The sequence below is a fragment of the Stenotrophomonas sp. I18B00994 genome (genome assembly GCF_014145825.1).
Classification (GTDB): domain Bacteria; phylum Pseudomonadota; class Gammaproteobacteria; order Xanthomonadales; family Xanthomonadaceae; genus Stenotrophomonas; species Stenotrophomonas maltophilia.
The window spans coordinates 114,228-126,402 of sequence record NZ_JACIUW010000010.1 but is presented as its reverse complement, the minus strand read 5'-3'; the positions used below and the strand labels follow the sequence as shown (position 1 = coordinate 126,402).

At 67.2% G+C, this 12,175-nt stretch carries 15 protein-coding genes; 3 read left to right on the top strand and 12 right to left on the bottom strand.

Annotation, left to right across the window (positions count from 1 at the left end; genetic code table 11):
* Positions 1-5: 5 nt before the first annotated feature.
* Genes H4O10_RS13135 through H4O10_RS13110 form a run of 6 tightly spaced genes read right to left on the bottom strand, consistent with a single transcriptional unit; the run spans position 6 to position 5,637 of the window.
* Positions 6-1,262, bottom strand: coding sequence for a cysteine desulfurase (locus H4O10_RS13135; RefSeq protein WP_033835565.1), 1,257 nt, complete (start codon positions 1,260-1,262; stop codon positions 6-8).
* The gene (gene sufD / locus H4O10_RS13130) at positions 1,259-2,521 is read right to left on the bottom strand and encodes a Fe-S cluster assembly protein SufD (RefSeq protein ID WP_049452240.1); all 1,263 of its coding nucleotides are present in this window, start codon (positions 2,519-2,521) and stop codon (positions 1,259-1,261) included. Before sufD ends, H4O10_RS13135 begins: the two co-directional genes overlap by 4 nt.
* Entirely contained in the window at positions 2,521-3,285 is a 765-nt protein-coding gene (gene sufC / locus H4O10_RS13125) for a Fe-S cluster assembly ATPase SufC (protein ID WP_049452241.1), read from the bottom strand. Before sufC ends, sufD begins: the two co-directional genes overlap by 1 nt.
* 2 nt (positions 3,286-3,287) lie before the next feature.
* The gene (locus tag H4O10_RS13120) at positions 3,288-3,692 is read right to left on the bottom strand and encodes a hypothetical protein (RefSeq protein WP_033835568.1); all 405 of its coding nucleotides are present in this window, start codon (positions 3,690-3,692) and stop codon (positions 3,288-3,290) included.
* Complete coding sequence (sufB, locus tag H4O10_RS13115; protein ID WP_005408435.1) at positions 3,689-5,164, bottom strand: Fe-S cluster assembly protein SufB; 1,476 nt, start codon at positions 5,162-5,164, stop codon at positions 3,689-3,691. Before sufB ends, H4O10_RS13120 begins: the two co-directional genes overlap by 4 nt.
* A 17-nt stretch (positions 5,165-5,181) precedes the next feature.
* Positions 5,182-5,637: an SUF system Fe-S cluster assembly regulator gene (locus H4O10_RS13110; protein WP_005408436.1), complete on the bottom strand. Its 456-nt coding sequence runs from the start codon at positions 5,635-5,637 to the stop codon at positions 5,182-5,184.
* A 208-nt stretch (positions 5,638-5,845) separates the two neighbouring features.
* Here H4O10_RS13110 and H4O10_RS13105 point away from each other — a divergent pair, with 208 nt between their 5' ends.
* Both H4O10_RS13105 and H4O10_RS13100 read left to right on the top strand, forming a co-directional pair.
* Positions 5,846-6,313, top strand: coding sequence for an SET domain-containing protein-lysine N-methyltransferase (locus H4O10_RS13105; protein WP_182681057.1), 468 nt, complete (start codon positions 5,846-5,848; stop codon positions 6,311-6,313).
* Positions 6,314-6,474: 161 nt separating this feature from the next.
* Positions 6,475-7,017 (top strand): type 1 glutamine amidotransferase domain-containing protein, encoded by a 543-nt coding sequence (locus H4O10_RS13100; RefSeq protein ID WP_033835569.1) that lies wholly within the window; start codon positions 6,475-6,477, stop codon positions 7,015-7,017.
* Positions 7,018-7,055: 38 nt separating this feature from the next.
* On the opposite strand, the gene H4O10_RS13095 is transcribed toward H4O10_RS13100, so the two are convergent.
* From H4O10_RS13095 to H4O10_RS13080, 4 genes are all read right to left on the bottom strand, one after another.
* Positions 7,056-7,652: a DUF1439 domain-containing protein gene (locus tag H4O10_RS13095; protein WP_033835570.1), complete on the bottom strand. Its 597-nt coding sequence runs from the start codon at positions 7,650-7,652 to the stop codon at positions 7,056-7,058.
* A gap of 82 nt (positions 7,653-7,734) precedes the next feature.
* Positions 7,735-8,265: a hypothetical protein gene (locus H4O10_RS13090; protein WP_033835571.1), complete on the bottom strand. Its 531-nt coding sequence runs from the start codon at positions 8,263-8,265 to the stop codon at positions 7,735-7,737.
* 51 nt (positions 8,266-8,316) lie between these two features.
* Positions 8,317-8,625, bottom strand: coding sequence for a DUF3861 family protein (locus tag H4O10_RS13085; protein WP_005408441.1), 309 nt, complete (start codon positions 8,623-8,625; stop codon positions 8,317-8,319).
* Positions 8,626-8,920: 295 nt separating this feature from the next.
* Entirely contained in the window at positions 8,921-9,319 is a 399-nt protein-coding gene (locus H4O10_RS13080) for an HU family DNA-binding protein (protein WP_005408442.1), read from the bottom strand.
* A 374-nt stretch (positions 9,320-9,693) separates the two neighbouring features.
* Here H4O10_RS13080 and H4O10_RS13075 point away from each other — a divergent pair, with 374 nt between their 5' ends.
* A complete protein-coding gene (locus H4O10_RS13075) occupies positions 9,694-10,125 on the top strand; it encodes an OsmC family protein (RefSeq protein WP_005408443.1) in 432 nt (143 codons plus the stop codon).
* A gap of 158 nt (positions 10,126-10,283) precedes the next feature.
* On the opposite strand, the gene H4O10_RS13070 is transcribed toward H4O10_RS13075, so the two are convergent.
* Positions 10,284-11,162: a PhzF family phenazine biosynthesis protein gene (locus H4O10_RS13070; RefSeq protein ID WP_033835572.1), complete on the bottom strand. Its 879-nt coding sequence runs from the start codon at positions 11,160-11,162 to the stop codon at positions 10,284-10,286.
* A 131-nt stretch (positions 11,163-11,293) separates the two neighbouring features.
* On the bottom strand, positions 11,294-12,166 hold the full coding sequence (locus H4O10_RS13065; RefSeq protein WP_033835573.1) for a PhzF family phenazine biosynthesis protein: 873 nt from the start codon (positions 12,164-12,166) through the stop codon (positions 11,294-11,296).
* Positions 12,167-12,175 lie beyond the last annotated feature (9 nt).

Sequence of the window (12,175 nt, the reverse complement as noted above, 5' to 3'; positions counted from 1 at the left end):
CCGGCTCAGCCCAGCAGCTTGCGCACCTTGGTCAGCGCGGTCATGAAGCGCTCGATCTCGGCGTGGGTGTTGTAGAACGCCAGCGAGGCACGGCAGGTTGCCGCGACGCCGAAGTACTGCAGCAGCGGGTGCGCGCAGTGCTGGCCTGACCGCACGGCCACGCCTTCCAGGTCGAGCAGGGTTGCCAGGTCGTGGGCATGTGCGCCGTCGATCAGGAACGAGACCACGGCGGCCTTCTCCGGTGCTTCGCCGATGATGCGCAGGCCATCGACGCGGCGCAGCTCTTCGGTGAAATGCGCCAGCAGTTCAGCCTCGCGTGCTTCCACGTTCTCCTGGCCAAGCTGCTGCAGGTAGTCGGCGGCCACGCCCAGGCCGATGAAGCCGGCGATGTTCGGGGTGCCAGCTTCGAACTTGTGCGGGGCATCGTTGAACACGGTGCCGTCGAAGCTGACTTCCTTGATCATCTCGCCGCCGCCAAGGAACGGCGGCATCGCATCCAGGTGCTCGCGGCGGGCCCACAGCGCACCGGTGCCGGTCGGACCACACATTTTGTGGCCGGTGATGGCATAGAAGTCACAGCCGATCGCGGCCACGTCGACCTTGCGGTGCGGCACGGCCTGCGAGCCATCAACCACGGTGATGATGCCGCGCTTGCGCGCTTCACGGCAGATCTCGCGCACCGGGTTGACCGTGCCCAGCACGTTGGACACGTGGGTGACCGCCAGCAGCTTGACCTCCGGGGTCATTGCCGCGCGCAGCGCATCCAGATCGAGTGCGCCGTCAGGAGTGATCTCGGCCACGCGGATGGTGGCGCCGGTACGCTGTGCGACCAGCTGCCACGGCACGATGTTGGCGTGGTGTTCCATGCGCGTGATCAGGATCACGTCGCCGGCCTTCAATCGCGGCAGGGCCCACGAATACGCCACCAGGTTGATGGCGAAGGTAGTGCCGCTGCACAGCACCAGGTCGCTGGGGCGCACGTTGAGGAAGCGTGCCAGCGTGTTGCGCGCGCCTTCGTAGGCGTCGGTGGCTTCGCTGCCCAGTGCATGCACCGCGCGGCTGACGTTGGCGTTGTAACGCCGGTAGAACTCGTCCACCGCGCCGATCACCTGCACCGGCTTCTGGCCGGTGTTGGCATTGTCGAAATAGACCAGCGGCTTGCCGTGCACTTCACGCATCAGCAGCGGGAAGTCGAGGCGGACGCGATCCCAATCGAGCGCGCCGGTGCGTTCTTCGATCGGGCGCGGGGTGGACAGGTTCATGCCACACCCGCCTCGGCCAGGGCCTTGTCCAAACGGCGTGCCAGCTGCTCGCGCAGGGCTTCCGGCAGGATCTTCAGCGGCTCGTGGCAGAACGCGGCGCTCAGCAGTGCCTGCGCCTGTGCCTGCGGCAGGCCGCGCGAGCGCAGGTAGAACAGCGCGTTGGCATCGAGCTGGCCGACAGTGGCACCATGCGCGGCCTTCACTTCATCGGCGTCGATGACCAGCGTCGGCTGGGTATCGATCTCGGCGTCGGCCGACAGCAGCAGGTTCTTGTTGGACAGGTTCGCATCGGTGCCGTCGGCGCCTTCGCGGATCTGGATGCCACCATGGAACACCACGCGGCTGCGGTTGGCGGCAACGCCACGCCACAGCAGCTCGCAACTCGTATCGCGTGCGATGTGGTCGATGCCCAGGCGGGTTTCGACGTGGCGGCGGCCATTGCCGAGCAGCACGCCGTTGGCGGTCAGCTGGGCATTGTCGCCTTCCAGGCGCACGTTCAGTTCATGGCGGCTGAGCGCGGCGCCCAGTTCCAGATCGACGCGGTGGTACTGCGCGTCGCGGGCCAGCACGGCGTCGGTGCGCAGGAAGCTGGTCTGGCGCGCGCTGCCGGCCTGCACGCGGGCGTGCTTGAGCACGCCATCGCGGGCGACATGGGCGTGCAGCACGGTGTTGTCCAGGTGGGCCGAATCGCCGACGCTGAGGCGGTGCTCGACCACGCCCAGGCTGGCGCCGGCACGCAGTTCGATCAGGTGGCGGTGGTGCCAGGCCAGGTCGGTATCGCCGGCGACGCTGGCGAACACCAGCTGCAGCGGCGCTTCGACCTGCACGCCTTCGTCCACGCGCAGCACCACGCCTTCATCGGCCAGCGCGGCATTCAGGCGGGCGAAGATCTCTTCGCTGCGCTCGTAGCGGCGGCCAAGGAAACGCACGGCGTCTTCGCCGGAGGCCAGTGCGGCCGACAGCGGCTGCAGCTGCACGCCGGCCGGCAGGCTCTGCACGTCGCTCAGCGCGGCATCCAGGCGGCCGTTGACGAACACCAGGCGCGGTGCCGGGATGTCGTCCAGCAGCGCGGCGTCCAGCGCCGGGCCCTGCAGTGGTGCAGCCGCGAACGCACGGCGTTCCAGCTGGCGCAGCGAGGTGTACTTCCAGGCTTCCTTGCGCGCGGCTGGCAGGCCGTCACGCAGGGCCGCGTCCAGCACTTCGCGGCGCGCGTCGCTGCCGCAGAAGGCCTGGGCCATGGAGTCGAGCAGGGCGCTCATCAGACCGCCGCCTCGCGCACCACGCGATCCTTGAGGAAATCGTAGCCGTGCGCTTCCAGTTCCAGCGCCAGTTCCGGGCCGCCACTCTTGACGATGCGGCCATCGGCCAGCACGTGCACCAAGTCCGGCTTGATGTAGTCGAGCAGTCGCTGGTAGTGGGTGATGACCAGGAACGAGCGGTCGGCGCCGCGCAGCGCGTTGACTCCGTCGGCGACGCTCTTCAGCGCGTCGATGTCCAGGCCCGAATCGGTTTCGTCCAGGATCGCCAGCTTCGGCTCGAGCACGGCCAGCTGGAAGATCTCGTTGCGCTTCTTTTCGCCACCGGAGAAGCCTTCGTTGACGCCACGGTGCAGCAGCTCGTCCTTCAGGTGCAGCACGGCCAGCTTCTGGCGCACCAGCTTGAGGAACTGCATGGAGTCCAGTTCGTCCTCGCCACGCGCCTTGCGCTGCGCGTTCAGCGCGGCGCGCAGGAAGTAGGTGTTGTTCACACCCGGGATTTCCACCGGGTACTGGAACGCCAGGAACAGGCCGGCGGCGGCGCGCGCTTCCGGGTCCTGGTCGAGCAGGTCGCTGCCTTCGAACTGCACGCTGCCTTCGGTCACTTCATAGCCGTCGCGGCCTGCCAGGACATTGCCCAGGGTGGACTTGCCGGCGCCGTTCGGGCCCATGATGGCGTGCACCTGGCCGGGCTTAACATCCAGCGACAGGCCCTTGAGGATTTCCTTGTCGCCGATGCGGGCGTGGAGGTTTTCGATCTTCAGCATGGTCATGGCTTGGTAGGTTTCGGGGCTGCGGGGTCGATGCGGACGATCTGCACCGTGCCGTTGCCGGGCTGCCCAGGTTGAGCGGGGAGGGCGGAGAAAACCACGATGATCTCTTCACCGGGTTCTTGCAGGCAGGAGACTGCGAGGGAGGCCTGTCGGATGGATTCGGCAGCGGCGCGATCCAGCTCACGGTTGCCCGAGCTCAGGCGAGCCCGGATCGCGCCGAAGCTGCCGTCCTGCCGCGTTGTCAGCAGTATCGAGAATTCTTTCGGCGCGGAGATGACCGTGCTGGCGGGCAATTTGACCGGGGTGGCACCCACCAGTTCTTCGGGGGGGCAGGACGCGTTGGCCAGGGCCCAGGGCGAAAGGCCCAGCAGCAACAGTGCGGGCAAAGACGTACGCATCATCCGACGCTTCCTTCCAGCGAGACTTCCAGCAGCTTCTTGGCCTCCACCGCGAACTCCATCGGCAGTTCGCGGAACACCTGCTTGCAGAAGCCGTCGACGATCATCGACACCGCGTCTTCCTGGCTGATGCCACGGGCGCGGCAGTAGAACAGCTGGTCGTCGGAAATCTTCGAGGTGGTCGCCTCGTGTTCGACGGTGGCGCCCGGGTTCTTCACCTCGATGTAGGGGAAGGTGTGCGCGCCGCACTGCTTGCCGATCAGCAGCGAATCGCACTGGGTGTAGTTGCGCGCGCCATCGGCGTTGCGGTCCACCCGCACCAGGCCGCGGTAAGTGTTCTGGCCACGGCCGGCACTGATGCCCTTGCTGACGATCTTGCTCTTGGTGCGCTTGCCGACGTGGATCATCTTGGTGCCGGTGTCCGCCTGCTGGCGGTGATGGGTCAGCGCCACGGAGTGGAACTCACCGACCGAGTCGTCGCCGAGCAGCACGCAGGACGGGTACTTCCAGGTGATCGCCGAACCGGTTTCGACCTGGGTCCAGGTGACCTTGCTGCGCGCGCCACGGCATTCGGCACGCTTGGTGACGAAGTTGTAGATGCCGCCGACGCCGTTCTCGTCGCCCGGGTACCAGTTCTGCACGGTGGAGTACTTGATCTCCGCGTCTTCCAGCGCGACCAGCTCGACCACCGCCGCGTGCAGCTGGTTCTCGTCGCGCATCGGCGCGGTGCAGCCTTCCAGGTAGGACACGTAGGCCTTGTCCTCGCACACGATCAGGGTGCGCTCGAACTGGCCGGTGTGGCCGGCATTGATGCGGAAGTAGGTGCTCAGTTCCATCGGGCAACGCACGCCCTTGGGAATGAACACGAAGCTGCCATCGGAGAACACCGCCGAATTGAGCGCGGCGAAGTAGTTGTCGCCTACCGGCACCACGGTGCCCAGGTACTGGCGGACCAGTTCCGGATGTTCCTTGATGGCCTCGGACATCGAGCAGAAGATGATGCCCTTCTCGGCCAGTTCCTTGCGGAACGTGGTACCGACGGACACCGAGTCGAACACCGCGTCCACCGCCACGCCTGCCAGCTTGGCACGCTCGTGCAGCGGCACGCCCAGCTTGTCGTAGGTGTCGAGCAGTTCCTTTGGCACGTCATCCAGCGAGGCGTACTTCGGGCCCTTGGGCGCGGAGTAGTAGCTGAGCGCCTGCAGGTCGATCGGCGCGATCTCCAGCTTGGCCCAGTCCGGCATCGGCATGGTCAGGAAGTGGCGGTAGGCGTCCAGGCGCCACTGCGTCATCCACTCCGGCTCGTCCTTCTTGGCCGACAGGGCACGGATGGTGTCCTCGTCCAGGCCCGGCGGCAGGGAGTCCGATTCGATCTCGGTGATGAAGCCGGCCGAATACTTGCGGCCGAGCTGCTCGTGGATCTCGCGGTTGGGGGTGTCGTCGTGGGCGACGTTTTCGATGGTTTCGGTGGCCATGGGGGGCTGCCTGTGGATCAGGAGACGACGTCGACAGCGATGGTGCGGCGCTGTTCGTCATCGGCAAGGGGAAGAGGGGGCAGGATCTGGGCGAGGGTGACATCGCGCAGGGCCTCGGAGACCACGTCGTTGATCAGCCGCCAGCTGCTGCGCGCGCCGCACTTGGGCGCCATGCCGCACTGGTGGTGGTCGTGGCTGCATTCGGTCAGGGCCAATGGCCCTTCCATCGCTTCGACCACTTCGAACAGCGAGATCTCGATGGCCGGGCGGGTCAGGCGGTAGCCGCCACGGACACCGCGCAGGCCTTCGACCAGGCCGGCCTGCGCCAGCGGCTTGAGCACCTTGCTGACGGTGGGCGGCTCCAGGCCGGTGAATTCGGCCAGCTCAGTGGCACTGAGCACCTCGCCCGGACGGGCGGCAAGCACGGTCAGCACCACGGTGGCGTAATCGGTGAGCTTGGTGACACGCAACATGGGAATGCGAGCGGTTCTTAAAGCGGACTGAAATTGTACGCTTTTATTCGCCGGCATCCAACCCGGGCATTCAGCCGGCGCTGGGAGGGACCGGGACGACGCACCGGGGCCACCGCCGGGGCGCCATGCTGCGCCAACGGGGTGATTTTCGCAATCACCCGGAATGGGCGAGAATCCCGGTTCCATCCGCTGCAAACAGCCCGTGCCGATGCCGAAGAAGATCCAAGCCCGCAAGTCCGCCATCCATGGCAACGGCGTGTTCGCCGTGGCCCCGATCAAGCAGGGCGAGCGCGTGATCCAGTACAAGGGCCTGCTGCGCAGCCACGGCGACGTTGATGCCGATGACAGCGGCGACGTCGAAAGCGGCCATACCTTCCTGTTCACCCTCAACGATGACTGGGTGATCGATGCCAACTACAAGGGCAACGATGCGCGCTGGATCAACCACAGCTGCGATCCGAACTGCGAGGCGGTGATCGAGGAAGACGAGGACGGTGACAGCCGTGGCGACAAGGTGTTCATCGAGGCGCTGCGTGACATCAAGGCCGGCGAAGAGCTGACCTACAACTACGGCATCACCCTGGCCGAGCGTCACACCGCCAAGCTGAAGAAGATCTGGGAGTGCCGCTGCGGCTCGCCCAAGTGCACCGGCACCATGCTGCAGCCCAGGCGCTGACTGGTACCGGGTAGTGCCGACCGCTGGCCGGCAAGGCGCAATCCAGGTGCCGGCCAGCGGCCGGCACCACCCGGAGGCTCTCCACCTGCCGTGCACGGCAGGGTCACCGCCGTGCAAGGGCCGTTCTTCCATTCTGTCGGCACCCCAACCGGAGTGCACCCATGGCAGAACGATTGAAGGGCAAGCAGATTGCCATCCTTGCCACCCACGGCTTTGAACAGTCCGAACTGACCGAACCCAAGCGTCTGCTGGAAGCCGAAGGCGCGCGCGTCAGCGTCGTGTCGCCTGCAAAGGAGGCGACGATCAAGGGCTGGAAAGAGAAGGACTGGGGCGACGCCGTTGCAGTGGATATTCCGCTGGATGAGGCCGATCCGGCCAGCTTCGATGCCCTGGTGCTGCCGGGAGGGGTCATCAATCCGGACACGCTGCGTACCGACGAGGCTGTACTCGGCTTCGTCCGCGCAGTAGACGAAGCCGGCAAGCCTGTGGCGGCGATCTGCCATGGCCCGTGGCTGCTGATCAACAGTGGCCTCGCCGATGGCCGCGAGCTGACGTCCTGGCCGTCCCTGCAGCAGGATCTGACCAATGCGGGGGCGAACTGGCGCGATGCCGAGGTCGTGGTCGACGGCAACGTGATCACCAGCCGCAAGCCGGACGACATCCCAGCCTTCAGTGAGGCGGTGGTCAAGGCACTTGCCGCCTGATGCGCTGCCGGTAGTGCCGGCCGCTGGCCGGCACCACCTTACTTGCCCAGCACGCCTGCCGGCACCAGGTTGCCCAGGTTCTGGTTGAAGGTGACCACCAGCTTGCCGTTCTTCACCTGTGCCGACTGCACCTGCAGTGCGCCAAGCACGCCGGCCACGGCCGGGTCCAGCTTGTAGATCGGCTCCCGCTGGGCGTAGTCGCTCAGCCAGGCGTTGAGCAGGCCACGGGTACGGGAGTCGAGACGACCGCCCTGGTTGGCCGGGGTGAAGTCATCCACGCTCGGCTGCTGCAAATGGAACCCCTGGGTCTGCGCGTCGTAGCGCAGGCCGCTGCTGAGCTTCACCATACCCAGTTTGGCCGGATTGCCACCGGCAGTGGCCAGTGCCACGTCCATGCCAAGGTTCAAGCGCTCGCCGGCCGGGAGGCTCAGCTGGGGGTGGCTCATGGTGAGGGCGATCAGTCCGCCCAACGCGTCCTGGGTGCGCGGGAAGCTGCCATCGAGATACTGCTGCACATCGCTGGCGCCGACCGACAGTTCGCGGCCGGAAATGGAAGGGGCGGCCTGCGCGCCGATCGCGGCGGCGATCAGCACGGTGGAGGCGGCGAGGCGGGTCATCAGGGAACGCAGGCGCATGGCGGTGACCGCTGGATAGGGAATGGATGGAGGAAAGAGTAGCCGGGGCGGCTGAATCGCGCGTGCATGCCCCTGCAACAGTTCAGTCCAGCGTTGGCCGCAGTTGCGCCGACTGGATCTGCCAGCCGCGGCCATCAGCACTGGGCTGCACGCGGTACCAGCCGCCGAAGCGGAAGGTCCCTTGGGTGGTGACCGCGCGGATCCGCACCGGCACCTCCAGCAGCTGGGGAGGATGCTGGCCGTCGCGCGCCACCGGGGGCTCGCTGTCCAGCCGCAGCGTACGCACGCCCTGCAGCTGGCGTATGGCAGCGTCATCTGCGCGGTGAGGATCGGCCGGTGGAATCGCCCATGCCGCGTCGCTGGCGCTGCGGTTGCGGTTGAGCAGCGCGATCACGTAGCGGTTGAGCATCACCGATGGTGGTTGGGCGTCGGCGGCGACCGCAGCGAACAGCGGATCGATCGCCGGTGTCTGCAGGGGCGCCGCTTCGGTGCCGGCGATGCCCTGCGTTCCGGCGCTGGCGACAGCTGGCGCTGGCGCAACATCAGGCGCTGCCGCAGGCCTGGAGCAGCCGAGCAGCGCCAGGGGCGCGATCAGGAAAAGCGTCCTGCGCATGCCTCCTCCCCGAGGCGATGTGGGGGAGACAGTGTATCGGCTGCGCGGGAATCAGCGGGAGGAGGGCAACTGTTCCAGCGCATCCAGTGCCGGCAGCACCTGCCCGGCGATGGCGGCCAACGCATGTCCATCGGTCTCTGCGTGGCGCTGCACGATGTCGCGCAGCAGCTGGGTGGCGATCACCAGGGTCGCGCGTTCATCACCGCTGATGCCAGCGGTGCGGGGCGCCGCTTCCAGCAGGCGCATCAGGTCGCGGCTTGCGCGATGTTCCAGTTCGATGGTGCAGCGCCCGGTGCACTGCAACCCGTCTTTTTCGATGGGGGTCACCGAGATCCGGTAGCGGGTGGAGGGGCTGGCCATGAGGGGATGCTCGCCGTAGCTGTGGAGGATGTGCCCACCTTAGGCAAGGCCGTGCCCGGCGGCGATGGCCGGGGCTGCACGCAGTGTTCCACCCGGTACGTTCCAGGGCCTGCCCAGGCCGCGCCTGGCTAATGGCGACGGGCTTGAACGGGGATTTTCCAGTATGCGGCAACGCTGTGTTGCGGATGCCCCGGGGCAGCGCATTCACGCGTGGCGTGGACCTACTGCCGGGAACGTGCAAAAGAAAACGGGACGGCCAGAGCCGTCCCGTCGGAATCCGCGTTGGGGCGCGCGCTTACAGCGCGGCGTCCTTCAGCTTCTTCAGCGGACGCACCTTCAGCTTGGTGGTGGCCGGCTTGGCAGCGAACCACTGCTCTTCCTTGGTGAACGGGTTGATGCCCTTGCGCTTCGGCTTGGCCGGCACATTGACGGTGGTGATCTTCAGCAGGCCCGGCAGGGTGAAGGAGCCAGCGCCCTTCTTGTGCACCGAGGAGGCAACGGCGCTTTCCAGCGAGGCCAGCACAGCGCGGACGTCCTTGGCGACGACGCCGGAGGCTTCAGCGATGTGTGCAACCAGGCCGGACTTGGTCAGCACTTCCTTGATCGGCTTCGGAGCGGCCGGCTTGGCGGCTGCCTTCGTCGCGACTTTCTTCACTGCCTTCTTCGGGGCAGCCTTCTTAGCGGTCTTTGCCATGGTTTCCTGTTCCGTGAACGGTTGGTTGTTTGGTCGGCGCCGAACCCCGTCGGCAAGCGCAATGTAGGGCAACTCTTGGGCGCCGCCAATAGCCCGAAGCGCGGAAAGTGCATGTTTTTTCATATCCAGGCCGATTCAGTACATGGCGCGCCGTGGGGGGGGCGGGGGTGTGGCAACGCGCGCGACGGCCCACGCCCGCCCGTCGGCGGAATGCGCGAAACCACTGAAAACAAGAGAAAAATGCGTTTCCGGCTGGTGAGAAAGTGTCCACGCGCCGGGTTCGGAAGGCGACCTGCGGCGTGCGGCGGAGCGACGCAGGGCTAACGCCTCCCGTGCGAGGGTGACCGTTCATCACCGTCACGCAGGAGCAGCACATGGGAATCTCGCGACACGCCACCGCGCACTGGGAAGGCGATCTGAAGTCGGGCAAGGGGCAGCTGAGCACGCCGCAGAGCGGGCTGCTGGACAAGACACGCTACGGCTTCAACAGCCGTTTCGGCGACGAAAAGGGCACCAATCCGGAAGAGCTCATCGCTGCTGCGCACGCCGGTTGCTTCACCATGGCGCTGTCGGCCAAGCTCGGCGAAGCCGGCTTTACCCCGACCTCGCTGGACACCGAAGCCAAGGTCGATCTGTCATTGGAGGGCGGCCCGCAGCTGTCGCAGATCCGGCTGAAGGTGAAGGCAGTGGTGCCGGGTATCGACGCGACGCAGTTCCGTGCGATTGCCGATGACGCCAAGCAGAACTGCCCGGTGTCCAAGGCGCTGAGCGCGGTGCCGATCAGCCTGGAAGCCGAGCTGGGCTGAGGGTAGTGCCGGCCGCTGGCCGGCAACCGCATGATGTCGAGGTCCAGGTAACAGCCGGCCAGCGTTATGGCGGCCTTCCTGGCCGCCACCCTCCGGGCCGTCGCGTCCGACGTTGGCAGCGGCTCCTGCCGCTGCCTTCGGCTCCACCTCGATGGTGTTTACCAATCAATGGTGCCGCTGATCACCGTCTGCACCTGGCCGCCCGACCACACCTCGCCGTCATGGTCGACCAGCAGGGTCAGGCGCGCGTCATGGCCGACTTCGCGGCCCTGGCTGACTTCAAACGGCGTCCGTCCACGCGGCAGCGCGTCACGCAGGTCCAGCCACGCGGCCAGCACCGCATTGGCCGCACCCGAGGCGGCGTCCTCGAAGCGGCGTCCATTGCCGACGAAGGCACGTACGGCCAGGTCGAAACCCTCGCTGCCATCGCTGAAGGCATAGGCGAACACGCCCATGCTGTCGGTGGATTCAGCCAGTGCGGCCACCGCATCCCAGTCCGGCTGCAGCGCGCGCAATGCGGCCTCATCGGCCACCTGCACCACCCACCAGCTGCGGCCACCCTGCATGCGTGCCGGCGGCAGTGTGCCCAGCGGCCAGTCCTTCAGCGCGGCCTGCAGGCGAGGATCGGTCGCCTCGGCAGTCTCGGCCAGCTGCGCGCGCGGGGTGCGGATGGCGATGCGCTGCTGCGTACCCTCACCGCTGACGCGCAGCGGCAGCGCGCCGGCAATGCCGTCCTGCACCAGCACGCCGTCGACCGCTGCGGCCAGGCCCGCCTGCAGCACCGCGTGCGCGGTACCGACGCTGGGGTGGCCGGCGAACGGTACTTCCTTCTGCGGGCTGAACATGCGCAATCGATAGCTGGCGCCCGGCACCTGCGGCGGGAACACGAAGGTGGTTTCGGGCAGGCGCGTCCAGCGCGCGATGGCCTGCATGCTGGCGTCGTCCAGGCCCTCGGCATCGAGTACCACGGCCAGCGGATTGCCAGCGCCGGCGCGCGGGGAGAACACGTCCAGCTGCAGGAAACGGCGGGTGGACATCAGGCGGCACTCCAGTAAACAGGCCGCATAGCGTAGCGCGGGGCACCAAAAAGGGGACGGAGGGAATTAAGTCGCTTTTGCCCCATGTGCCATAAGCGACTTAATTCCCTCCGTCCCCTTTCTTCCGTGGGCTACCAGCGGATGCTGCCATCGATCACGCACTGCACCTGGCCGCCGATCCACACCGTGCCCTGCGCATCAACCTCGACCTGTACGCGACCATCGCGGCCGACTTCGCGGCCCTGGCTGGCCACGTAGCGGCCCTCGCGGCCGGGCAGGGCATCGCGCTGGCGCAGCCAGGCACCGATCAGCGCATTGGCGCTGCCGGTCACTGGATCCTCGGGCACGGCGGCTGCATCAGCCGGGCAGAAGGCGCGCACCACTCGGGTGTGGTCGTCGCCGGCCTCGTCGGCGAACACGGCCACACCGGTCGCGTCGCTGGCGAGGCTCCAGTCGGCCAGCGTGGCCATGTCCGGCACAAGGTTGCGTACTGCGGCGGCGTCGCGCAGCGGCAACAGCCACCAGCGTGCGCCGTTGTCCCACAGTTCGGGCGCGTGCCCGCTGTCGGCCAGCGGCAGCAGCGCTTCGGGCGCCCCGTCGGCCGCTGTGTCCAGTTGCCGCGCCGGTGGGCTGGCCAGCTGGATCTGCAGTGCCTCGGCCGGGCCGCTCACCCGTACCGGCAGCAACCCCGCCGCGCATTGCTGCAGCAGGGAACCGTCGTGCGGTTGCGCTAGGCCGCAGGTCACCGCCGCCCAGGCGGCGCCGACGCTGGGGTGGCCGGCGAAGGCCAGCTCGCGGGTCGGGGTGAAGATGCGGATGTGGTAGTCGGCGCCCGGCGTGCTGGGGCGCAGGAAGAACACCGTCTCGGACAGGTTCAGCCAGGCGGCCAGGGCCTGCATCTGGCTGCTGGAGAGCCCGTCGGCGTCCAGGATGACGCCCAGCGGGTTGCCGGTGCCGGGGCGGGGGGCGAAGACATCGAGCTGCAGGTAACGGAAGACGGCCATCTACGGGGA